The organism is Pseudomonas baltica (genome assembly GCF_031880315.1).
Classification (GTDB): domain Bacteria; phylum Pseudomonadota; class Gammaproteobacteria; order Pseudomonadales; family Pseudomonadaceae; genus Aquipseudomonas.
The window spans coordinates 1,593,015-1,614,946 of sequence record NZ_CP134771.1; the positions used below are offsets into that span (position 1 = coordinate 1,593,015).

18 protein-coding genes are annotated in these 21,932 nt (G+C 58.3%); 9 read left to right on the plus strand and 9 right to left on the minus strand.

Going from position 1 to position 21,932, the window contains the following annotated elements; all coding sequences use genetic code 11:
- The first annotated feature begins 223 nt into the window (after window positions 1-223).
- From REH34_RS06975 to REH34_RS06985, 3 genes are all read left to right on the plus strand, one after another.
- Complete coding sequence (locus REH34_RS06975) at window positions 224-1,459, plus strand: DUF1835 domain-containing protein (RefSeq protein ID WP_311971198.1); 1,236 nt, start codon at window positions 224-226, stop codon at window positions 1,457-1,459.
- Between the two features lie 226 nt (window positions 1,460-1,685).
- A complete protein-coding gene (locus REH34_RS06980) occupies window positions 1,686-2,117 on the plus strand; it encodes a GNAT family acetyltransferase (protein WP_311971199.1) in 432 nt (143 codons plus the stop codon).
- Window positions 2,118-2,275: 158 nt separating this feature from the next.
- Window positions 2,276-3,460, plus strand: coding sequence for a YncE family protein (locus tag REH34_RS06985; protein WP_311971200.1), 1,185 nt, complete (start codon window positions 2,276-2,278; stop codon window positions 3,458-3,460).
- A gap of 90 nt (window positions 3,461-3,550) precedes the next feature.
- Here the strand turns inward: REH34_RS06985 and REH34_RS06990 are convergent, their stop codons facing one another.
- Entirely contained in the window at window positions 3,551-4,435 is an 885-nt protein-coding gene (locus REH34_RS06990) for an SDR family oxidoreductase (RefSeq protein WP_311971201.1), read from the minus strand.
- 99 nt (window positions 4,436-4,534) lie between these two features.
- Here REH34_RS06990 and REH34_RS06995 point away from each other — a divergent pair, with 99 nt between their 5' ends.
- Window positions 4,535-5,371: a helix-turn-helix transcriptional regulator gene (locus REH34_RS06995; RefSeq protein WP_311971202.1), complete on the plus strand. Its 837-nt coding sequence runs from the start codon at window positions 4,535-4,537 to the stop codon at window positions 5,369-5,371.
- Between the two features lie 74 nt (window positions 5,372-5,445).
- Here the strand turns inward: REH34_RS06995 and REH34_RS07000 are convergent, their stop codons facing one another.
- The 4 genes from REH34_RS07000 to REH34_RS07015 all read right to left on the minus strand — a co-directional run bounded on the left by REH34_RS07000 (window position 5,446) and on the right by REH34_RS07015 (window position 9,416).
- Window positions 5,446-6,642 carry an adenylyl-sulfate kinase gene (locus REH34_RS07000; RefSeq protein WP_311971203.1) on the minus strand — a complete coding sequence of 399 codons (1,197 nt, stop codon included), beginning with the start codon at window positions 6,640-6,642 and terminating at the stop codon, window positions 5,446-5,448.
- Between the two features lie 28 nt (window positions 6,643-6,670).
- Window positions 6,671-7,933, minus strand: a complete 1,263-nt coding sequence (locus REH34_RS07005; protein ID WP_311971204.1) for a CDP-glycerol glycerophosphotransferase family protein — start codon at window positions 7,931-7,933, stop codon at window positions 6,671-6,673.
- Between the two features lie 84 nt (window positions 7,934-8,017).
- Window positions 8,018-8,479 (minus strand): acyltransferase, encoded by a 462-nt coding sequence (locus tag REH34_RS07010; protein ID WP_226505268.1) that lies wholly within the window; start codon window positions 8,477-8,479, stop codon window positions 8,018-8,020.
- 58 nt (window positions 8,480-8,537) lie between these two features.
- Complete coding sequence (locus REH34_RS07015) at window positions 8,538-9,416, minus strand: LysR family transcriptional regulator (RefSeq protein ID WP_226505267.1); 879 nt, start codon at window positions 9,414-9,416, stop codon at window positions 8,538-8,540.
- Between the two features lie 125 nt (window positions 9,417-9,541).
- On the opposite strand from REH34_RS07015, the gene REH34_RS07020 reads away from it, so the two are divergent.
- The 3 genes from REH34_RS07020 to REH34_RS07030 are packed head-to-tail and all read left to right on the plus strand — an operon-like array spanning window position 9,542 to window position 12,513.
- Window positions 9,542-10,837, plus strand: a complete 1,296-nt coding sequence (locus REH34_RS07020; RefSeq protein WP_311971205.1) for a citrate:proton symporter — start codon at window positions 9,542-9,544, stop codon at window positions 10,835-10,837.
- Window positions 10,838-12,187, plus strand: coding sequence for an acyclic terpene utilization AtuA family protein (locus tag REH34_RS07025; protein ID WP_311971206.1), 1,350 nt, complete (start codon window positions 10,838-10,840; stop codon window positions 12,185-12,187). It begins immediately after the preceding gene.
- The gene (locus tag REH34_RS07030; RefSeq protein WP_311971207.1) at window positions 12,187-12,513 is read left to right on the plus strand and encodes a hypothetical protein; all 327 of its coding nucleotides are present in this window, start codon (window positions 12,187-12,189) and stop codon (window positions 12,511-12,513) included. Before REH34_RS07025 ends, REH34_RS07030 begins: the two co-directional genes overlap by 1 nt.
- A gap of 79 nt (window positions 12,514-12,592) precedes the next feature.
- On the opposite strand, the gene REH34_RS07035 is transcribed toward REH34_RS07030, so the two are convergent.
- Window positions 12,593-13,951, minus strand: a complete 1,359-nt coding sequence (locus tag REH34_RS07035) for an acyltransferase (protein ID WP_311971208.1) — start codon at window positions 13,949-13,951, stop codon at window positions 12,593-12,595.
- Between the two features lie 701 nt (window positions 13,952-14,652).
- On the opposite strand from REH34_RS07035, the gene REH34_RS07040 reads away from it, so the two are divergent.
- Both REH34_RS07040 and REH34_RS07045 read left to right on the plus strand, forming a co-directional pair.
- Window positions 14,653-15,897 carry a hypothetical protein gene (locus tag REH34_RS07040; RefSeq protein WP_311971209.1) on the plus strand — a complete coding sequence of 415 codons (1,245 nt, stop codon included), beginning with the start codon at window positions 14,653-14,655 and terminating at the stop codon, window positions 15,895-15,897.
- The gene (locus tag REH34_RS07045) at window positions 15,897-17,132 is read left to right on the plus strand and encodes a glycosyltransferase (protein ID WP_311971210.1); all 1,236 of its coding nucleotides are present in this window, start codon (window positions 15,897-15,899) and stop codon (window positions 17,130-17,132) included. Before REH34_RS07040 ends, REH34_RS07045 begins: the two co-directional genes overlap by 1 nt.
- Window positions 17,133-17,281: 149 nt before the next feature.
- On the opposite strand, the gene REH34_RS07050 is transcribed toward REH34_RS07045, so the two are convergent.
- From REH34_RS07050 to REH34_RS07060, 3 genes are all read right to left on the minus strand, one after another.
- Complete coding sequence (locus REH34_RS07050; protein ID WP_311971211.1) at window positions 17,282-19,276, minus strand: nucleoside-diphosphate sugar epimerase/dehydratase; 1,995 nt, start codon at window positions 19,274-19,276, stop codon at window positions 17,282-17,284.
- Between the two features lie 139 nt (window positions 19,277-19,415).
- The gene (locus REH34_RS07055) at window positions 19,416-21,200 is read right to left on the minus strand and encodes a thiamine pyrophosphate-binding protein (protein ID WP_311971212.1); all 1,785 of its coding nucleotides are present in this window, start codon (window positions 21,198-21,200) and stop codon (window positions 19,416-19,418) included.
- A complete protein-coding gene (locus REH34_RS07060; protein WP_311971213.1) occupies window positions 21,181-21,930 on the minus strand; it encodes an ABC transporter ATP-binding protein in 750 nt (249 codons plus the stop codon). Before REH34_RS07060 ends, REH34_RS07055 begins: the two co-directional genes overlap by 20 nt.
- Window positions 21,931-21,932: the final 2 nt, after the last annotated feature.

Sequence of the window (21,932 nt, forward strand, 5' to 3'; positions counted from 1 at the left end):
CCGCGGAAAATATCAGGTCGCATGCATTAGCGCCGACCTGGCATCTTTCCGGGCAAGCCCCTTGCGACACGGTTGATCTCCCTCATTCACCCTCGTATCATCCCGGACCAGGCGTGCTCTGCGCCTCCATCCGCGGAAAGGGCTGTGCCCAGGACCTGATTCACCCTCATTCTCGCTACGACTCCCGACCTTAAAGCGGACAAGGTTCATTCAAGGAGTTCGTATGTCCGTACCGCGCATTTTTTCGCCCCACCACGGCCGCCTCAACCTCGAGCAGCTCAAGAAGCAAGCCAAGGAACTGCTGCGTGAACTTCACGCAGGCTCGGCGCCCAAGCATCAGGCCCAGCTCAAGCGATCGCCCGCCACCCTGACCGATGCCCAATGGCTGATCGCTCGCGGCTATGGTTTCGCCACCTGGCCCAAGCTCAAGGCGCATGTCGATGCCATCGACTTCGCCGCCCGCCAACCGGATTTCACCGCCAGCGACGAGGCCAACAGCTGCCACTGGCGCTGCGGCAACGATATCGAACACAGCCTGCGCCTGGCCGGCTTCAAGGGCGGCTTCCAGATGATGGCCGACCCGCTGTGCATGGGCCCGGTACAAGCACTGCCGGTTGAGGCGTATCGCGCGCAACGCAGCCAGTACATCAGCCAGGTATTCAACCTGCCGCTGGCCGATGTGCAACGGCGCACCGACCACGAATACGACCGGCTGGCGCAATTGGGCGACACACCTGGAGTGTTGTGGTGCGAAGCCGATGCCTACGACCAGCTGTTTCTGGTGCGCGCCCTGGCAGGTCTCGATCGCCTGCCGGAGCACCGCCTGGAACTGGTGCAGATCAACGCCGTGCCGGGGGTGCAGCGCTTTATCGGCATCGGCCAACTGGCCCCCGACCTGCTGGCGTGGCTATGGCCGCAACGCCGGGCCGTAACGGCCGAAGCACTAGCGCTCGCACGCCGCACTTGGGCCGCCTACTGTGCGGCTTCACCGCTGGCGCTGGCGGATATCGCCGGCGCTGAACACCCCAGCCTGCCGCTGCTTGCCCCCGCACTGCGCCGACAATTGCAAGAGCTGCCCGGTGTGCGCGATGGCCTGTCACTGACCGAGCGCCTGGCCTTGCAGACGTTGCTTGAGGGCGGCGAAATGCCCTGTGGGCGAGTGTTTGCCGCGCTGATGGAGATACGTGAACCGCTGCCATATCTGGGCGACATGATGTTCTACGCCATGATGCGGCCGCTGATCGATGGCGCCAGGCCCTTGATCAGCGAAACAGGAAAAGAGTTGGACCGGCCTCTGCGGCCACTGCAATTGACCAGCTTGGGGCAGCAAGTACTGGCAGGTGAAGCCTACTGGCCGGACCACGCGGATGCGCCGCGGTGGATTGGCGGGGTCTGTATTCAAACTCGCGAGCCGCACTGGGCCATGGGTGGCGATGGCCGGCCTGTCTGGCGGGGCTGATTTGCGATGTGCTTCAGGGCCTCTTCACCGCGAACGCGCACCCTTGTGCCCACAGAGTCGAGCGGTCTTGAGTCGTACACCTGTGGGAGCAAAGCTTGCTCGCGAAAGGGCCCTATGCCCCCACACATCAGCCACTGAATACATCCAGCAGCATCCAGCCGCCTCCTGGCTGGACAACCACCCCCCGCAGACGCTAGCGTCCACCTCTTTGCCAAGAGGCCTGACTATGGACGCTATCGTCGACTACTCCGATTCTCTGCACCGGGCCAGCGTCATCGCCCTGTGGGACAACGTCTTCGATCACCCCACCGAACACCGCCTGCCAAGCCGCTCCATCGACATGAAACTGGCCCACGCGGATCAGTTGTTCTTCGTCGCCCTCGCCGGCGACAAGGTGGTCGGCACGGTGCTCGCCGGCTACGACGGCCACCGCGGCTGGCTGTACTCGGTGAGCGTCGATCCAGGCCACCGCCGCCAAGGCATCGGCGAAGCCCTGGTGCACCACGCAGAGGCAGCGCTGGTGCGCCTCGGCTGCTTGAAAATCAACCTGCAAGTGGTCAATACCAATACCGAGATCGTGCCGTTTTACGAGTCACTGGGCTACAGCGTCGAGCACCATGTCAGCATGGGCAAACGCCTCTACGACCGGCTGGATTGAAGCACCACCAGGGTTGCGCAGCAGTGTGAACCAAGCGCTGCAGATAGGGCCCCGCGAACGTGATTACCACTGAAATATGTTTTAAGTTCGGGCCATCCAGCGATGTATATAGTGAGGTCTCTCACTTCTCGACAACCCTGGATGGACCTGGAAAGCACATGACCACACCTTCTTTTCGCTTCGCCTTGAAACCGGTTTCAGTCTGCCTTCTGGCCCTGTTTGCGGCGCACTCTGCCTTCGCTGCCGACTGGGTGGTTTCCTCGAACGACGGCAAGTACCAGCGCGCTCAAGGCCTCGACACCTACCCCGCCAACCCTGTCCCGGACACCCTTACGGTGCTGGATGCCAGCGTCTTCCCACCCAAGGTCAACCAGACCGTCGAGATCGAAAACGGTATTCAAGGCCCACCCCAGGCCGCTGCCATCAGCCCGGACGGCAAACTGGCGCTGATCGCTGCGCCCACCCGCTATGACCAGGCGAACAAAAAGCTGTTGATGGACACTTTCCTGCAAGTGGTCGACCTCTCCGCCAAACCTGCCAAGGTCACCCACATCGAACTCGGCAGCCATCCGCAAGCCGTCGCGTTTGACCGTAGCGGCACCTGGGGCCTGGTGACCTGCGTGGACGGCAGCGTGCGGCCGCTGCGTATCGAAGGGCAGCAGGTGACACTGCTCGACCCCATCAACATCAGCAGCAAACGCCTGGCCGGCGTAGTGTTCACCCACGATGGCCAGCACGCGCTGGCCGCCATGCGTGACGAACAAGGCGTCGCGGTGCTGGACCTCAAGGACGGCAAATGGGTCGACAGCGGCGACCGGGTCAGCACCGGTGTGGCGCCGTACACCGTCGATGCCTCCAGCGATGGCCACTGGGCCGTGGTCAGCAACGTCGGCCTCGCCGGCCTGGCTTACAAAGGGCGCTTGGCGGCGGACGTGGACAGCGTGACCCTGATCGACGTGTCCAAGGCCCCATTCCGCGCGGTGCAGCACCTCACCGTACCGGCCACCCCCGAAGGCGTGGCAATCTCCCCCGACGGCAAATGGATCGCGGCCCAATCGATCGACGGCTCCAACCTCACCCCCGACAACCCCGGCGCCCGCCCCCACGGCCTCGTAACCCTGTTCGCGATCAAGAACGGCAAGGCCACGCAGGTGTCGCAAGTGGCCGATGGTGTCGCAGCACAGGGCGTCGTTTTCAGCGCCGACAGCAAGCACGTCATCGTGCAGTTCAACGTCGAACACCAGTTGGGGCTGTACAGCATCGAAGGGCAGAAACTGGTGGATACCGGCAAGCGCATCCCGGTCGCTGGCGGCCCCTCCTCACTGCGCAGCACCCCTCGCTGAAATCCCTGTAGCGAGAGGGATTTTCCCCGACAGCGTCGTGTCAGAACACCATCCGTGGCTGACACACCGAATCGGCGCCAAGCCCCTTCGCTATAGCTGCGCGCGTTGCAAATCCTCCAGCAGCCCCGCCCCTGTCGGGTCCCAGCCCAACTCGGCGCGGGTCTTGGCGCTCGTGGCCTTCAAGTCCTTGTCCACGAACGTCGCCAACCAGCCAAAATGCCCAACGGCTTCTTCTGCGGATAACGCCACCAACGGCACGTCCAGGCGCTGTGCCACGGTCTGGGCGATGCTTTTGAAACTCACGTCGACCTCGGCCGAAGCGTGATAGCGCATGCCCGCCGTGCCCTTCTCCAGCACCAGGCGATACAAGCGTGCGGTGTCTGCGGCATGGGCCGCCGACCAGCTGTTCAGGCCCTCGCCGACATAAGCGCAGCGGCCGGTGCGCTGGGCGTGGGCGATGAGATAACTCACCAGCCCCTGCTTCAGAGTGTCGTGAATCTGCGTCAACCGTATCACCCTGACGTCAACGCCACGCTGTGACAACTCGCGCCCGGCCAGCTCCGAGGCCACGCGCGGATTGGGGTGCTCGGGGTCGAAGTGGTCTTCGATCGCCGCCTGTCCGGGACCTGGCGAACCCGCAGCAGCGCCAGTAGTGATGATCAACGGCCGCTCGGAACCCTCCAGCGCCGCGCCCAGGGCGATGATCGCGCGGTAGTCCTTCTGGCAGTTGTCGGCGAAGTGGGTGAAGTCATGATCGAACGCCGTATGGATCACCGCCTCACAAGCCGCCGCCCCCCGTTGCAGGCCCGGCAGGTCCTCGATATCGCCATACAGCACCTCGGCCCCCAGCGCCTTGAGCGCCTGCGCGCCCGCATCCGAGCGAGTCAGGCCCAGCACTCGGTGGCCGGCGTCGATCAACTCGGCCGCCACCCGGGAACCGATAAAACCTGTAGCACCCGTAAGAAATACACGCATGATCCTGTCCCCTGTCGTTGATATGGCAGCAGCCTGCGCTTAGTCTCTATCCTGTAAAAGTAGGGACGTTATCAGGGTATACGCACTAACAGGATCAACATGCCGGATCAGCTCGCGAACCCCCTTGGGGTCTACCTCAAAGATTGCCGCAGCCGCCTCGACCCGGCCGCCTTCGGCCTGCCTGCAACGCGCCGGCGCACGCCCGGCCTGCGCCGTGAAGAAGTCGCCCAGCGCGCCAATATCAGCGCCACCTGGTACACCTGGCTGGAACAGGGCCGCGGCGGCGCGCCCTCCGCGCAGGTGCTCAATCGCATCGCCCAAGGCTTGCTGATGACCGAACCGGAGCGCGAGCATCTGTTCATGCTCGCCTTCGGCCATCTACCCGAAGTCGTCTACAAAGCCCCGGACGGCGTGACGCCGCGCTTGCAACGCCTGCTCGACAGCTTCGAGTCCAGCCCGGTGATCATCAAGACGGCCACTTGGGACGTCCTGGCGTGGAACCGCGCCGCGACCGTGGTCTTTACCGACTACGGGCAGCTGCCGGTGGCGCAGCGCAACATCTTGCGGCTGATGTTCTGTAACCCGCGTATGCGCGCCAAGCAGGACGACTGGGACGACATCGCGCGCTTCGTGGTGGCGGCGTTCAGGGCCGATGCGGCGCGGGCCGGGGCAACCTTGCAAGTGAACAAGCTGGTGGATGAACTGTGCGCCGCCAGCGACCACTTCGCCCGGTTGTGGCGAGATAACGATGTGCGTGTGCACGGTGAAGGGACCAAGAAGCTGCATCACCCGGTGCTGGGGTTGATCGAGTTGGAGTATTCGGGGTTTGCCGTGGATGGGCGGCCGGATTTGGGGATGATTGTTTATAACCCGGTGTCGGCGGCGGATGCGGGGCGGATAAAGGCGTTGATCGGCAACATGGATGCACCTGGCTGACGCGATACCAGCACCTCCCCCGCAGGGAAGGCGCCGCGCCGGAACCGCCGAAAAAATGCGTCGCGTGATAGACGCTACTTGCGAGCGATCACTCGTGCGACGATCGGATCATCGTCACCGTGCTTGGCCAGTCCATCACGCTCGATGCAGTAGTCAACCGTGAACCCGATCGCTACGAGCCGTTTGCAAAAATCGGCAACATTGATAAAGCGCCGGTAGTGGTCGGTCACCCGCTCATTCTCACCGACCTCGATCCCTTCTTGCATCAGGGCGTCCTTGTCGGTACGGAACTCCAGATAGAGCTTGCCCCCGGCTTTCAATATTTTGTAGGCATGACCCAGCACGTTGCCCTCGTCGTCGAGCGACATAGCATGCATGACGAATCGCCCATACACCGCATCGACCACTGTCGGCAGTCCGCTTACATCGCCCGCAAAATCTCCTTCGACGAAATCAATATTTAGGATCTGTTCGTCTTTCGCCCGCTGCCTGTTGATGTTGATCGCGACGGCAGACTGATCAATGGCAGTGACCTGGAATTTTTTCGAGAAATAAAAGGCATCCCGACCGTTCCCGCAGCCGAATTCCAACAAGTGGCAATCGTTACTGAAAAAGTTTTCAGCACAAAAAATCGCGAACGAAGACGGCGGGATCGGTGCGCCGCGCTTTTGATAGTAGGCATCCCAATACCTGGCCCTGTCCTGATAAACGGCCGGCACGGGTATTTGCTTGCGCTGGCGAAGCTGCACCGCCTGCCGAAAATGCCGAACGATTTCTCCCGCCGCCATTTGCGGGGTCGTGTCACCATAATTCTTGAGGATGAGATCGGGGTTTTCGGGCTCTTCGAATCCAGCGGGCGTGGGCGATATGTTCTGCTTGGCCTGGGCACGGTAGATGCCTTTGGGGTCGCGCTCGGCCCTGATATCCAGTGGCACGTCGAGGTAGGCTTCGACGTAGAGATCATTGGATAAACGGTTTTTGACACGCACCGACTCGAACATCGCGACGGTCGCGATGACCACGGTAATGCCGTTCTCGCTAACGCGCTTGCACAGCCTCGAATAGACATAGGCCAAGCGTTTACGCTCGTCCAGCTCATGGCCGAATTTTTCACCGAGGATGCTGCGCAGGTCGTCGCCATCCAGCAACAACACAGGCAGCCCCTCCTCTCTGAGCGCCTGACTGACGATTTGCGCAACCGTCGTCTTGCCAGCACCGGAGTAGCCAGTGATCCAGATCAGTCCGCCGGTTTGCATCAGCTCACTACTCATTTTTCAGGCCCGTTCAAAAAGCAGCGGTTTAAAGTGATTCAAGATACTTGGCAACCCGGGCGGCGTTACGACCTCGGGGCGAGCCAAAGTACTGTTGAAAGAGGTGTTCGATTGCAGCGTCATTACGTTGCATGAATGCTGGCGAAGACAGCGCCTCGGGCAACTGCTCGACAGTATCGGGCGTATACACCGGCAGCGATTTTTTCAGTTCGAGCACCGAAGAGCCAACATTCATCGGCGACTCGTCTCCTCCTGGCACATCCAGCAGCACCGTATTCTTGCCCAGGAACACCGCAGAGAACGGTGTGCCGCCGTAGTCAGCCAGCACCAGATCCGCAGCGCCATACAGCTGATTCATATTACGGGTAGAGGTACGATCGATTTTAAAATCGCAGGCTTCCAGTGCCGCAATGTATTCCCGCTCCTGCACGAACGAGAGCGGGTGAGGCCTGACGATGATATTGACCTGGTCGTGCAATCGCGCGATCGCATGCGCATACACCGGGATGGAAGAGCTTTCGCCTCCCAATGTCGGCATCCACAACAAGGTCTTTTTGCCTGGAGTCAGGTCAAACTCCTTGCTGATGCTGGCCACATCAAGATCTGCCTCGAAATACTCGTCATAACGCGGATAGCCCATGACGAATACCTCGCCTGCAAACCGCTCCTTTATGATCCGCTCGTCATTCACGCCATGGCACAGGAAGATATCGTAGATCTCGTTCCAGTCCATCAAACTCCAGGCGTCGCTGAGATCGGCCCCGTACATGTAGCGGATCTGCTTTCTGCCCACTTGCAGGGGTAGCAGCGTGTCGATATCCACCCCGTAATGCCACCGGGCTCGACGCCCCAGCGCGATGAGGATTCGATTCCACAGCTTTTTGTAGCGATCGTGTCTTTGTTCGGGTTTGCGAGTCTTGCTACCGCCCGAGATAGGATGATTACTGACGGAATAGTCGAACCTGATGCCGCTGTCTATCACCTGCTCTATATCAAGCACCTGATAGCCTCGCGCTTGGACATGCTTGAAAAATGCAGGGATGCCTTCTTTCTGTTGGCCGTTCTGATCCAGATAAAAATATTGCGTCAGGACGATGGAAAACTGCGACTTGCCCAAGGCCTGCCAGACACTTTCATAATGATTGAGCATCATTGGCTCATGCAGCAGAAAGGCCATTTTTTTGGTAGGGCACAAATACTTGGCATTGGATGATCGTTGGCCAGCCCTGCTCATAAAACTCCTTAGCGGCTGAAGAAAACTATTCAGCATCCTGACTTCATTGCTAATCATGCTAGCAGCTCTGAACAGGCAGGTCGCGCCACCGACGCGCAGTTAAACGGTCGATTGGCGCCAGGCATGGATCGCTGACTGAGCCTACTTCAGATACCGGGTGACTTTAGCCGGGTTACCGACTACGACGGCGTAGTCTGGGACATCCCGCGTGACCACGGCCCCCGCGCCCACCATCGCGCCCTGGCCGACAGTGATGCCTGGCAGCAACGTAGCATTGGCGCCGATGCTTGCCCCCGTCCGCACGGTAATGCCTTCGAAAGCATCGGGGTACACCTTCGACCGCGGCATTCTATCGTTGGTGAAGGTCGCGTTCGGACCGATGAACACATTGTCTTCAAGACGTGTCCCCGCCCACAGGTAGACGCCACTTTTGAGGGTAACGTTGTGACCGATCACCACATCGTTCTCTACGTAAGTATGCGCGCAGAGGTTGCAGTTTTCGCCGATGACGGCCCCCTCGAGAATGACCGCGAACTGCCACACGCGGGTCCCGGCACCGATGGAAGCACTGGCGACGTCAGCTAGTTTATGGATCATGGGCATTGCTCGTTCACCTCAGGAACAGGACGTTTGCAGTAGTGTACGCGCTCATGCAGCGGGCTCATTGCACCCGCCCCTCGAAGTGTTTTACGAAGGCTGATGCCGCCGGGCTCAGGCCCTGCTCCGCGCGAGTGATCAGGCCAATCTCGCGGTTCATGTGCGGCCCGTCGATCACCCGGCACGACACCCCGACCTGCCCTTGCGCCGCCGATTCCGGCAGCAGACTGATGCCCTGCCCCTGCTGCACCAAGGCCAGCACCGTAGACATGTAATTGGCCTCGGCACGGGCGATCAGCCGCAAGCCGTGGTCGGCGAATACGCGTTCGACCTGCTCACGCACGCTGCTGTCGCGGCCGGTCAGGATCATCGGCTGGCCGCTCAGATCGGCCAGCGTCAGCGGCTGCCTGCGCGCCAATGGGTGATCATCGCGAACACACACGCACAACCGGTCCATGAGCAAGAATCGAAAGTCCAGACCGCCACCCTTGCCCCGCCCTCCAAGGCCGAACTCCACGTCACCGTTGCGCACCAAGTCGTCGATACGGTGCGCCACCACATCACGCAGGCGTATTTCCACACCTGGATACTGCTGCTGAAACTCACCCATCACCCTGGGCAACACCCCCGAACACAACGACGGTAACGCGGCCAGTTCCACCACTCCACGGCGCAAGCCTGCCAGGTCGTGGCTTTGCTCGACAATATTGTCGAGGTCCATCAGCAGTTTTTCCATGGGGGCCAGATTCTGTCGCCCGGCGGGCGTCAGCGCCAAGTGCCGCGGGCCACGATCGAGCAAAGTGATGCCCAACCAGGTTTCCAACTGCTGCACCTGCACGGTCAGGGCCGAAGGCGACAGGTGCAGCTGGGTGGCGGCCTTGGCAAAGTTGCCAGCATGGGCCACGGCGATAAAGGCACGGATGTGCTGAAGGGCGTTCTTCATTCTGTTTTACCGAACGTGACCACAGGTATATTTCAATTTACACCGAGCGCCGCATCTTTCGATACTCACCAAACAACAACAAAACTCGCTACGCCCATGCCGGCGTGGCTACGCGGAGAGCCGCTATGCTCGCAATACTCGGTGTCATCACCATTCTGTGCCTGCTCGTAAGTGTCATGAGCAAACGCCTTTCTCCTCTCGTCGCCCTGATCGCCTTGCCCATCGTCGCCGCCTTGATTGGCGGATTCGGGCTGCAGACCAGCACCTTCATCATCGCAGGCATCAAGAACGTCGCCCCGGTGGTGGGCATGTTCGTCTTCGCCATCCTCTATTTCGGCGTGATGACCGACGCCGGCATGCTCGACCCGATCATCGACCGCATCCTGCGCACCGTCGGCACCCGCCCCACGCGCATCGTTTTCGGCACCGCACTGCTGGCCTTGCTGGTGCATCTGGACGGTTCGGGCGCGGTGACCTTCCTGGTCACCGTGCCAGCCATGCTGCCGCTGTACACCCGCCTGGGCATGGATCGGCGGATCCTCGCCTGCGTGGCTGCGATGGCCGCCGGGGTCAACTTTCTGCCGTGGACCGGCCCGGTGCTGCGCTCATCCGCCGCCTTGCATGTGCCTGTCAGCCAGTTGTTTCAGCCGCTGATCATCGTGCAACTGGTGGGCCTGGCATTCGTGTTTGCCTGCGCTTGGGGCCTGGGCCTGCGCGAAGAACGCCGCCTGGGCCTGGGCGCTGGCAGTCTGGGCAGTGAGTCGACGCCCAAACGCGTGCTCGGCGTCGATGACGAAGCCCTGCGTCGGCCGCGGCTGTTCTTGCCGAACCTGTTGCTGACCGTGGTGGTGATGGCGGTAATGATCGCCGGCTGGGTCGACCCCGTGGTGATGTTCATGCTCGGCACCGTGGTCGCGCTGTGCCTCAACTACCCCAACGTCGACGCCCAGCGCGCCCGTATCGACGCCCATGCAAAAACCGCCTTGACCATGGCCAGCATCCTCCTTGCTGCCGGGGTGTTCACCGGCATCATGCAAGGCTCTGGCATGCTCAAGGCCATGGCCGAAGTCGCGGTCGCGGGCATCCCTGCTGGCCATGGCAAGCTCATCCCGGCTGTGGTCGGCTTTTTGTCCATGCCGCTGAGCCTGCTGTTCGACCCAGACTCCTACTACTTCGGGGTCATGCCGGTGATCGCCGAAGTCGGCCGCTCGCTGGGCGTCGACCCGTTGCAGGTCGCCCAGGCCTCACTGCTGGGCGTGCACACCACAGGCTTCCCGGTCAGCCCGCTGACCCCGGCGACCTTCCTGTTGGTGGGCCTGTGCAAAGTCGAACTGGCCGACCACCAGCGCTTCACCATCCCCTTTCTGTTCGCCGCCTCGGTGTTGATGACCTTCACCGCCCTGCTGCTGGGAGTGTTTTGAATGAAAGTGTTACGCATCGGCTCCGGCGCCGGCTATTCCGGCGACCGCATCGAGCCAGCTGTGGAGCTGGCCGCCAAGGGCGAGCTGGATTACCTGGTATTCGAGTGTCTGGCCGAGCGCACCATCGCCCTGGCGCAACAGGCACGCCTGGCCGACCCCGAGTCGGGCTTCGACCCGTTGCTGGAAGAACGCATGCGGCGAATCCTGCCCTATGTACTGAGCGCTCGCGGTAAACGGCGTTTGCGGGTCATCACCAACATGGGCGCGGCCAACCCGGTGGCGGCGGCGCGGCTGGTGCGGCGCATTGCGTGGGAACTGGGCGGTGAGCATCTCAAGATCGCTGCGGTCACGGGCGATGATGTGCTCGCTTTACTGGCAACGGGGTCGCGCCTGGATAATCAGGTGACTCTGGAGCAGATGGGCGATCGAGTCATCTCCGCCAATGCTTACATGGGCGTCGAAGGGATGGTCGAAGCGCTGCAGGCCGACGCCGATGTGATCATCACCGGTCGTGTGGCCGACCCCTCGTTGTTCGTCGCGCCGCAGGTATTCGAATTTGGCTGGGCGCTGGACGACTGGCCGTTGCTGGGGCGCGCGACCCTGGTGGGACATCTGCTCGAGTGCGCCGGACAGATCACTGGCGGCTATTTCGCCGACCCTGGGCTCAAGGATGTCGAGGGCCTTGCGCGCCTGGGCTTTCCGCTTGCCGAGGTGGGCAGCGATGGCAGTGTGTTGATTACCAAGGTCGAGGGCAGCGGCGGTTGCGTCACCCCCGCGACTTGCAGCGAACAGTTGCTGTATGAGGTGCACGACCCAGCGGCGTATTTGACCCCGGACGTAACGGCGGACTTCAGTGATGTGCGCTTCGCGCAGGTGGGGCCGGACCGGGTGGCCGTCAGTGGTGCGACCGGACGTTTGCGGCCGCCGCAACTGAAGGTATCGGTGGGCTACCTGGATGGTTGGATCGGCGAAGGGCAAATCTCCTACGGCGGGCCAGGCGCCCTCGCCCGCGCCGAGCTCGCCCGCGCCGTGGTGCTGGAACGGCTGCGGCTGGTGGCCGTGGAGTGCGAGGAGGTACGGGCCGACTTGATGGGCGTCGACTCCCTGCATGGAGCAGTTATCGGCAATCGCGCGGGTGTCGAGCCTTGGGAAGTACGGCTGCGCGTCTCGGCACGGTGTACGGACAAAGCCACCGCCGTGAAGATTGGCAATGAAGTGGAAACGCTCTACACCAACGGCCCGGCGGGTGGTGGTGGCGCGACCAAGAGCGTACGGCAGGTGGTGGCAGTGGCGTCGCTGCTGGTTGATCGCGGCCGGGTGGCGGCGCGTGTTCATCTGGAGGATGTGTGATGGCTACCGTAATGCTCAGGACATTGGCGCACTCGCGCACGGGGGACAAGGGCGATACCTCGAATATTTCAGTGATTGCTTATCGGCAGGAGGATTATGCGGTGTTGCGCGCGGAGGTGACGGTGGAGCGGGTTCAGGCGTTTTTTGCTGAATTGCTGCCGGCGGGAGCGGTGGTGACGCGGTATGAGCTGCCGGGGTTGGGGGCGCTGAATTTTGTGCTGCCGGGGATTTTGCGCGGTGGCGTGACCAGGGCGTTGGCCCTGGATGCGCATGGGAAGTGTTTGGGGGCGGGGTTGTTGGTGATGGGGATTGAGGTGGTGGATTGAATCTGCCGGGCCAGATCGGGCTGATAAATCCAGCCCCCACCACCCTGTAGATTCGGCCACGTAAGTACTGAGCCCGCTATTATCGGCGGTTTGCAGAAAGCGGGACTTCGACCATTTTATAAAAGAAGTGGCTAACAGCCCAGACCAGCGCGATAACCAACGGCAGATAAAATAGCTCTGAATGGGGTGCAAGTGTCGCAGGTGCTATCTTCCTGACCTGTTCCATCAGCTGAGAATGGAAGGCATACAAGCAATAAGTGATGGTACCGCCATACTGTGTCGAACGTACAACGTAGAAAGTGAAACCCCGTTCTATTTTTTCTCCGGTCTCGAATATCCATATCGTTGCCAGCGTCCCCAAGACAGCGAGCGGCGGTGCGTAAACCCAGTATTTACCTAAGGCCAATAATGGTTTCCCATAGCCGGTGTATGAAATCCAAAGGGTCAACACCAACACGACCGTGATAAAAAACGGAATACCAAGGAATGCCCATCGGTGGCCAACATGAGTTTTTTTCTGAGCGATCATTTTCGCCAATACCATCCCACTGACAAACATATACAGATTAGGACCCAACGGCGAATAGACGCCATGAACAAGCACATTCATATCCCAGTCATGAATATTGGCCAAACCTATCGATATGGACAACCCGAGCATGACAACAATGAGGATAGACCAAACGCCCACCCCCCTCTTCGCAGCCAACGCATCTATCGCCATAGCTATGAAAGGAGCCAGCAAATAGAATTGGAACTCAGTAGTGACCGACCACAACGCGCCAACCGCTATCCAGCGATTGTCGTCAAGCATTGCAGACTGGAATAAACCCCAAAGATTTTCAGGCCTGAAAATTTCTGGCGAGAGAAAAACCCACTGAGCCCCCAATGCAAAAATATAGATCGGGTAAATGCGTATCGCCCTATTAAAGTAAAATTTAGCTATGCCATTTTGGTCAGTTATATACCGCCCTGAAAAAAAGCCTTTGCCCATCAGGTATCCTGACAATGTAAAAAAAATCCACACCCCTGCCCAAGGCGAAGACATAGCCAGACGATAAATAATGCCCGAGCTTGTGAGCTGAACCGGCGGGGCAAAAATCACAAAGAAGAAATGACCAAACAATACCATAAGACATGCGCAAAATCTTATAGTCAGCAAAGGGTCCATACCGGGATAAAGAGAATCAGTTCTTGACGAGTCTCGCCGGCTACAGTTTCTCCGAACCCATAGAAACACCAATATACCGGGCACAATATCACTTACAACTATATATATCCATTTCTGTACAGGCGTCATCTGAACAAGTTGCGAATAACCCAGCAACTTAGGCACTACGAACATCAACACCAGCATAAATAATACCGGCATACGAAATACCACCGGATGCCTTCGATGAGCCTCTGACGGCGTTCCAACGCTCAACAATTCTCTCATGTAGGCTCCCTGACTATCCTGTCGATGGACTTTCTTATACGATTACATTAGCGCAGACTAGCGCCAAGCCTCGTCAAAAGTTGGCAGCAATAATATTCGCTGTCGAGTACATTTACAATACTTGTAAAAAAGCGGATGAAACCAACAGATTAAGATAATTTTACCCATGCCTCCAAGGCTCCAGTCACAAAAAAACCTCACTGTCCTGTTCCGGCCACCTGTCTACTTCATGGCTCGTGCTGCTGCGGCTCGTAAATCAGAATGACAGCGGGGGCCCAGTCACAGAGTGAGCCATCGTCGTCATATCCCAAATGGCAGGCTGGCTAGAAGGAGTTGAATCGATCAGCCTGACGGATCCCCTTACCCATCGGCTTGACCGCAGCGCGGTGATTTCCTCAGCACAACGGGGTGGTAGGCAAAACCCGCAGACATGAGCGCAGGAAACAGTCAAGGCCCGGCGGTTAGCTGGAGAAAAAGAGTGGCCCCCTAAAATGAGATCTGATGAGGACAAAGATATGAAAGATGCAATCCTAGGTTCCCCACGTTCGGATTTTTCGGGTAAAGTGGTGCGACCTGGCGGACTAGACGAAACCGAATCAACATCGATAGTCCGCCACAAAAATCGGTCGGTGTGGATCAGCAGCGGTTATCCATCCCGGAAACATGTGTAGTGATATAGCGATGGATTATTTACGTCACCCATGAAATCAATTATCCCTGTCGAGAAAAACCCTTTTTACATTGTCACTCCACCTTACACTAAAGTATCCGCTGGCGTAACCTCACTTCATCTACTTTGCCACTACCTCAATTTGGCAGGCGAATCTGCCTATATTGTTCAGTACCCTGCCGCGCAAGTGCCGATAAGAAGTTTGCCGGCCTACGTGACGCTGCAAGGTCAGACCGAGTATCCGGGCGGGATGATTGTCCCACCGTTGACCCTGGATATTATCGAGCATTACGACCGCCGCAAGTTGACGCCCATTGTTGTTTACCCCGAAGTTTTTGACAATCCACTCCGCGCCAAATTTTTTGGCCGCTACATTCTGAACTACCCTGGCAAGCTGAACACAAAATACACCGAAGCCGCTGACTTTGGCGTTGCTTACGCAAAGACGCTGGCGGATTTTTGTGCGACCGAGTATCCAGATCACGCACGTATCGAAGACATCTTGTTTGTCCCTACGGTTGACTTGGAATTTTGGCGCGCTCCGGATCGCGCTGAAAAGAGATCAGGAAGCTGCTTTTATGCAGGCAAACTTAAAGGGATCCATGGTGAGACGCCCGAGAACGTCCCTGCTGACTCCATCGAGATCTTGCGCAGCGACAAGATGACCACCGAGGAAGTGCGCGATCTGTTCTGGCGTACCGAGGTTTTCTATTGCTACGAGGATACCGCCCTCGCAATCGAGGCGATATTGTGCGGCTGTCCAACAGTGTTCGTGCGTAACAAGCACTTTGCCGGCCCACCATTAGGCGCCAATGAAACAGGGAAGTCTGGATGGTGTATGTCAGATGATGAGGGCGGCCTGGAGCAAGCCAAGGCAACAATCGGCCAATTTGCCGAACACATCAATAGCTACCTGCATGATATACCATCGCAGATTGCGAAACTCGGCCTCAAATGGCGAGCGCTAGCGGTAGAGCAGCCGTATGCAGGGACCATCAAACTGCCGCTAGAGCCCAGGATTGTACTTTTCGATCAACCACTACCTCCGTCATTCTCGCTGACAGGTGCAGATGAGTTTGATACAGGAGTTATCACTCAAAAAGTTCTCGATAGGGCCCCAACTATCGTTCGTTTCACCCGAATATTGATAATTGATACCTTGAAAACACGAGGGCTCAGCGGAATAGCCCGTCGTGCTGTCGTAGGCTTGAAAAATCACGGGCCCATAGGGTTTTTGCGTATCCTCTCTGGCCGTCCGCCAAAAGGGGAGGAGTGATGGCTTACAAAATCACGATCTTGATACCTAATTATAATCGGGTCGACGCACTCGCTCGCCTGCTGGCAAGCACATTCGCCTCAATCGAGAAAGCAAACGCAGCAGAGATGTGTTCTGTATTGGTGGTCGATGATTTCTCGTCTGATGATTTATCCAAAATCGTTGAAAAATACAGCCATCATCCAAATTTTAAATTTTTACTTCAGGACAAAAAGTGCGGAAATGCTGAAACTGCATTCCTAACCTCTCTCCATCATGTGCAAAGCGAGTATTTCTGGCTTTTGGGTAACGATGATCAAATTTCCATCGATGGTGTTGGACACGTATTATCTCTCATCGCCGATTCGAACCTAGGCTTTATCTTACTGAACCCAAGAATCAACAAGGAAAAAATCGCGCAAAGTTTTGTGCCACTGCACACGACAAGCCCTACTGTTTACTATGAACGAGGCAGGGACCTTTTTTATGACTTTGGATTCGTCACCTCTACGACGACCTTCCCCTGCTTGTTAGGAAAGACAGCGCCAGTCGTTGATTATCATAGACTGCACGACCTGAATAAGTTTGCTACTGTCTACTCTCATACCTTTACACTGTTCGGCGCCTTTAAAGATCTACCTGCTTTATTTGTAAGCACACCTATCGTCAGTTTCACGCTGAATGAGCGAAAGGAAGAGTTTCACAAGCTGCTGAAGCAAGCCCCAGCGGGAATCGCATTTTATCATCAGTCATTAGGATTGATACGCCTGATTCGCGAAGCGGCACGAACGACGGAAATCTCGATTGCGGAGATCGGTTCCGCACTTGAAGATGAGGTTGACAAGGATAAAATGCAAGTTTATCCGACCTCTCTAGCTTACTTTGTGGGCTTTTTCTTTCTGGAGCAACTTTGTCGCGAACAGCACAATGTCATGTATCCACGTCCAGAGTTCGGCCATTTGGTTCGCTCCGAAACCAATGAAATAATGGGTATTATCGAGAGCTTTGGGGATATCGATCTGCATGACGCATGTTCAAAGGCACTTGCAGCATTCAACTGGCAAACCCCTCCCGCCAGTTGGAAACTTCACTTTCTCCGTTTGACACAATCGAAGCTGAGAGAACTGGCTCATCTACGTGGTCAAGACAATACTGTTATAGACCCGAAAGACCGCCCACTAAAAATTGCCACTGGCAACTACCACGCATTGAAGCTACGAGGTGTTCAATCGACAAATGACGGTAGACCACTTTAAAAGAGGACTATGGGCTTCGGGCTTTTATACTCGTTTTGCGTATAAAAGCCCAAGACGTGGGATGCCAGTCAGAACAAATGCGCTTCAAAACTTTCAAAGGGTAACAATGCGCTTGCTTTCCCTATTCGCGCAACTTCGTTCGTCTATAGTTATGGCTCGCGCCGCTGCTGCAGATGCTTCCAGTCGACTATATCGCAGGCGGGCGAATAACCACTGACCAACTGGCACATCACGTGGCGCCCGCGCGCAAAATCATCAACCTTCAAAGCATCGAGTAACGACACTAATCCAGGTTTCAAGACTTCCCATGCCAGAAAATCTTCATTGGCACTCATGATCATCGGATGGTTAGTCGCGCAGACGTTATCGCCAATCAACAACTCTTCATACAGCTTTTCCCCTGGCCGCAGCCCGGTAAACTCGATGGCGATATCGCCTTGAGGATTTCTCTCCGAGCGTACCGAGAGCCCGGACAAATGCACCATTTTTTCTGCCAGTTCGATAATGCGGACCGGTTCGCCCATATCCAGCACGAACACATCCCCGCCCTTGCCCATCGAGCCGGCTTGGATGACCAACTGCGCCGCCTCGGGAATGGTCATGAAATAGCGGGTGACGTTCGGATGGGTCACGGTCAACGGCCCACCCTTCTTGATCTGCTTGTGGAACAACGGAATTACCGAGCCTGAGGAGCCCAGCACGTTACCAAAACGCACCATGGTGAAACGAGTACGGTTGACGTGGGAAACCCGTGCGGAGTCCTGGAACAATACCGGAGCAACCTCTTTGCTCAGCGCCTGCAAGACCATCTCGGCCAGGCGCTTGGTGCTGCCCATCACGTTGGTAGGACGGACTGCCTTGTCGGTCGAGATGAGTACGAAATTCGCGACGTTGGCCCGTACCGCCGCTTGCGCGGTGTTCAACGTACCCATGACGTTATTGAGCACGCCCTCACCAATATTGTGCTCGACGATGGGCACGTGCTTGTAGGCGGCGGCGTGATAGACAGTATCGACGCTCCAGGTAAGCATTACATCCAGTAGCTTGTCCGCGTGGCGCACGGAGCCCAGGATAGGCAACACCTTAACCCCCCCACCCAAGCGATCGGCCAAGGCTTCAAGCTCCTGATGGATGACGTACAGGTTGTATTCACTGTGCTCGAACAGCAGCAACTGCTTAGGCTGCAGCGCCACGATCTGGCGGCACAGCTCTGAACCGATCGAGCCACCGGCACCGGTGACCAGCACCGTCTTGCCGGCGATACAGTGAGACAGCAGTTCCTGATCAGGGCTGACCGAATCGCGGCCCAGCAGGTCGGCAATGTCGACCTCTTGCAGGTCTTGGACGGTGACCCGGCCGGTGGCCAGGTCGGAGAAGTTCGGGACGCTGCGCACGTGCAGCGGAAAACTCTCGAGCAATCCAAGAATCTCCCGACGCCGGGAGCGACTGACCGAAGGTAACGCTAAAAGAATTTCTGTGGCTCCGGTCTCGCGGATCATTCGCTCGATTTGCTTGGGCGGGTAGACCAACAGGCCGGCGATGATGCGATTGCCGATGCTGCCATCGTCATCGATGAACGCTACCGGGCGCATTTGACGACCCAGGCGCAGCGCCGCCACCAATTGGTTGCCGGCGTCTCCGGCACCATATATGGCCACACGGGTCAGGCCTTCATCACGACGCAGCAGGGGGGAACTCTGCATGCCCATGAACCAGTCGCCATGGAAGTATTGGCGCATGACCAGCCGCAAGCCACCGACCAGGACCAGGCTCAACCACCAGTAGTTGAACACGATCGAACGTGGAACCAGCACTTGATGGTTGCTGTACCAGTAAACGATCAAAGCGAGTACCAAGGAAGCCAAGGTCACTGCCTTGCAGATGGCAATCAAAGCATCATTGCCGAAATAGCGCATGACCGCGCGGTACATGCCAACTCGGATGAAAATGGGCAACGATACCAAAGGCGCGGCGACGAACAGCCAGCTATGCCGGACCATTGGATTGTGGGCGTCCTCGAAGCCCAGGCGAACCACAAAGGCCAGGTACAAGGACAGCCATAGCACCAATACGTCCACACCCAGTTGCAGTGTGCGTTTGGTACGGCGTGACAGGCCCAACAGTTTCATTTTGAAGGCGTTCATCGGTACTCGACCTCGCCACCTTTGATGGGACTGGCGGTCACCTTGCGAACGTTCGCAAGATTGAAAAATGAGGCCGCGAGACTAGCTCGCGGCGGGTGTTTCAATGATCGACCCGGCAGGGTGCCGGGTCGTTCAGTTATTACAGATAACGTGCAACCTTCCCGACCACCGCTTCAGGCAAGTCCGGAGACATCTGATGCAGCGGATTGGAAGCCATACCGGTCGGTGTGACACGGCTGGTAATTTTCGGGAAGTAGGTCTGCTCTGGGTCGACCTTGACGATAAAGGCACCCGGGCCATCACTCTCGAGCAGCGCGGCAAAGTCAGTCGAGCTCTCGAAGCCCGGCTCTACACGCACTACTGGGATACCGTAGGCCGCGAACAGCGCTGCCCAGTTCGGCAGGCCGAGGCCAGTCTCGATATCGCAACCCACATAGCGGCCACCGAAGTAGCTGCGCTGGGTGGAGCGGATGGACGCGTAACCCGAGTCGTCGAAGATGAAGATCTTCAAATTCAGGCGATTGACGCCCACAGTACCGATTTCCTGCAGGTTCTGGGCGAAACCGCCGTCACCTTCAACCAGGATGACCCGCTGCTCAGGGTTGGCAAACGCGGCGCCGATGGCTCCGCTAAGGCCGTAACCCATGGACGCCAAACCCTTGTTGGTAACCACGCGCTGCCCAGCCTTTTGGGCGAACACTTGCATCATCACGGTAAAAGCCCCACCGCTGCTGCATGGCACGACCACGTCGTCGGCCTTGAGCAAGGTGGACAGGTGCTCGACCAGCTTGAAAGGCGACTGGTAGCCGTCGTGAGTGACGTTATCTTCGATCAGTGGCACGGATGCTTGCACTTCACGGCAGTAGCCATGCCACTCGCTCCACTGGCCCTCGATCTTGCCAGCCAGGGTCTTGAGCCAAGGATTGACGTCAGCGCAGATCGGCACATCGACGGTAGGATGGCCCTTGGTCAGCTCGGCAACGTCAACATCGACTTGCACGACTTTGCCGCCACGGCCAAATTCCTGCCAGTTGAAGCCTGTCTGTTGCAGACCCAGGCGCGTACCCAAAGCCAGCACCACATCTGCCTGTTGCAGCAACAGGTTGGCGTAACGCTGGCCCCAGGTGTTCGGCCTGCCGAAATAGCACGGGTGATCGGCAGGGATGCGATCCAGGCCGTTCCAGGTAGTGAACAGCGGCAGCGAGTGCTGTTCGGCGACTGCGGTCAGCGCCGCGGCAGCTTCGCGGCTGACGCCGCCACCGATCAGTACCGCCGGGCGCTGGGCGCTACGCAGTAATGCCAGGACTTCCTCCAGGGAGTTGTCAGCGGTACGCACGCCAGCAGGTATTGGAAGCGCTTTGCCGGTGATAGCAGCGGCTGGCGTAGTCGGCAGCTCTTCGGCGCTCATCAGGCGGCCTTGTACGTCCAGCGGCAGCTCGATGAACACCGGGCCTGGGCGACCACGCTCGGTGGCAGCGCAAAGGGCCAGGAAAGCTTCGCGGGACACCTGAGTGTCCAGGCGCTCTGCGGCCACTGTGATCGGGCGAGCAATGGCAATGCCGTCGATTTCCTGGATGCCGCGCTGGCGCAGCTGGCCATGGCTGAGGTCAGCGGTCTTGACCTGACCACCAATCACCAGCAACTCACGGCTTTCGAGGAACGCGCCACTCAGGGCGGTCACGATGTTGGTAAGGCCAGGGCCGGCCGTGACCAGCGCCAGGGCCTTGCTGCCGTCCGCCGAGGTAGCATTGAAGTATTCGGCGGCGATGCCCGCTGCCACTTCGTGCACCACGGGGATGCAGGTCAGGTTGTGACTGAGGCTTTCCAGCAGGTGCATGATGTTGCCGCCGGCCACAAAGAAACAGTGCGTATAGCCTGCTTCTGCCAGCCAGCTGCTGATCCAGTCACTGTACTTTTTCTGCATGATCACTCCCGGTGAGCTCTTGAACGGATTCTTCGCGAACGATCTTGCCGTGTTCCACGTGCAAGATTCGCGTACAGGTGCGCGCTAGCAGCGCCGTATCGTGCGAAGCGATCACGACGATCGCCGCACGGTTGATCAAATGGGTGAGTCGCTCCGCGGCCCGCTCCTTGAAATCCTCGTCGCCTACGCTCAGCCATTCGTCCATCAGCAGGATATCAGCCCCTACCGAGGTTGAAATCGCGAACGCCAAGCGCATCATCATACCGCTTGAATAGGTACGAACCGGAAGTTTCAGGTAATCGCCAAGCCCGGAGAAATCGCAGATGTCGTCGATATGCGGCTTGATGCGCTTCGGCGAGATCCCCATGGTGATAGCACGCAGGGTAATGTTCTCGATGCCGCTGGAATCGAAATCGAACCCCTGGCCGATATCCAGCAGCGAGGTCACCGAGCCAGCCATATCCAGAATCCCGCTGGCCGGCTCATAGACACCACTGAGTGCGCGAAGCAAAGTCGTCTTGCCGGACCCGTTGTGCCCCAGCAGTCCAACGCGCTCGCCATCGTTGATGGTGAAACTTGAACCGTCGACCGCACGGACTGTAACCCGTGAGTCCGTCCCAGCCAATTTGCCGCCAGTGGCGGCCTTGAGGAACGTCTTGCGCATCGACCGCTGCGCGCCTTGGTAGATCGGAAACTCGACGACCAGGTCCTTCGCAATAATATGGGCCATGG

Coding starts and splice junctions, on each gene's coding strand:
- REH34_RS06975 (WP_311971198.1), top strand. CDS start 224: ATGTCCGTACCGCGCATTTTTTCGCCCCACCACGGCCGCCTCAACCTC.
- REH34_RS06980 (WP_311971199.1), top strand. CDS start 1,686: ATGGACGCTATCGTCGACTACTCCGATTCTCTGCACCGGGCCAGCGTC.
- REH34_RS06985 (WP_311971200.1), top strand. CDS start 2,276: ATGACCACACCTTCTTTTCGCTTCGCCTTGAAACCGGTTTCAGTCTGC.
- REH34_RS06990 (WP_311971201.1), bottom strand. CDS start 4,435: ATGCGTGTATTTCTTACGGGTGCTACAGGTTTTATCGGTTCCCGGGTG.
- REH34_RS06995 (WP_311971202.1), top strand. CDS start 4,535: ATGCCGGATCAGCTCGCGAACCCCCTTGGGGTCTACCTCAAAGATTGC.
- REH34_RS07000 (WP_311971203.1), bottom strand. CDS start 6,642: ATGAGTAGTGAGCTGATGCAAACCGGCGGACTGATCTGGATCACTGGC.
- REH34_RS07005 (WP_311971204.1), bottom strand. CDS start 7,933: ATGATTAGCAATGAAGTCAGGATGCTGAATAGTTTTCTTCAGCCGCTA.
- REH34_RS07010 (WP_226505268.1), bottom strand. CDS start 8,479: ATGCCCATGATCCATAAACTAGCTGACGTCGCCAGTGCTTCCATCGGT.
- REH34_RS07015 (WP_226505267.1), bottom strand. CDS start 9,416: ATGAAGAACGCCCTTCAGCACATCCGTGCCTTTATCGCCGTGGCCCAT.
- REH34_RS07020 (WP_311971205.1), top strand. CDS start 9,542: ATGCTCGCAATACTCGGTGTCATCACCATTCTGTGCCTGCTCGTAAGT.
- REH34_RS07025 (WP_311971206.1), top strand. CDS start 10,838: ATGAAAGTGTTACGCATCGGCTCCGGCGCCGGCTATTCCGGCGACCGC.
- REH34_RS07030 (WP_311971207.1), top strand. CDS start 12,187: ATGGCTACCGTAATGCTCAGGACATTGGCGCACTCGCGCACGGGGGAC.
- REH34_RS07035 (WP_311971208.1), bottom strand. CDS start 13,951: ATGAGAGAATTGTTGAGCGTTGGAACGCCGTCAGAGGCTCATCGAAGG.
- REH34_RS07040 (WP_311971209.1), top strand. CDS start 14,653: ATGAAATCAATTATCCCTGTCGAGAAAAACCCTTTTTACATTGTCACT.
- REH34_RS07045 (WP_311971210.1), top strand. CDS start 15,897: ATGGCTTACAAAATCACGATCTTGATACCTAATTATAATCGGGTCGAC.
- REH34_RS07050 (WP_311971211.1), bottom strand. CDS start 19,276: ATGAACGCCTTCAAAATGAAACTGTTGGGCCTGTCACGCCGTACCAAA.
- REH34_RS07055 (WP_311971212.1), bottom strand. CDS start 21,200: ATGCAGAAAAAGTACAGTGACTGGATCAGCAGCTGGCTGGCAGAAGCA.
- REH34_RS07060 (WP_311971213.1), bottom strand. CDS start 21,930: ATGGCCCATATTATTGCGAAGGACCTGGTCGTCGAGTTTCCGATCTAC.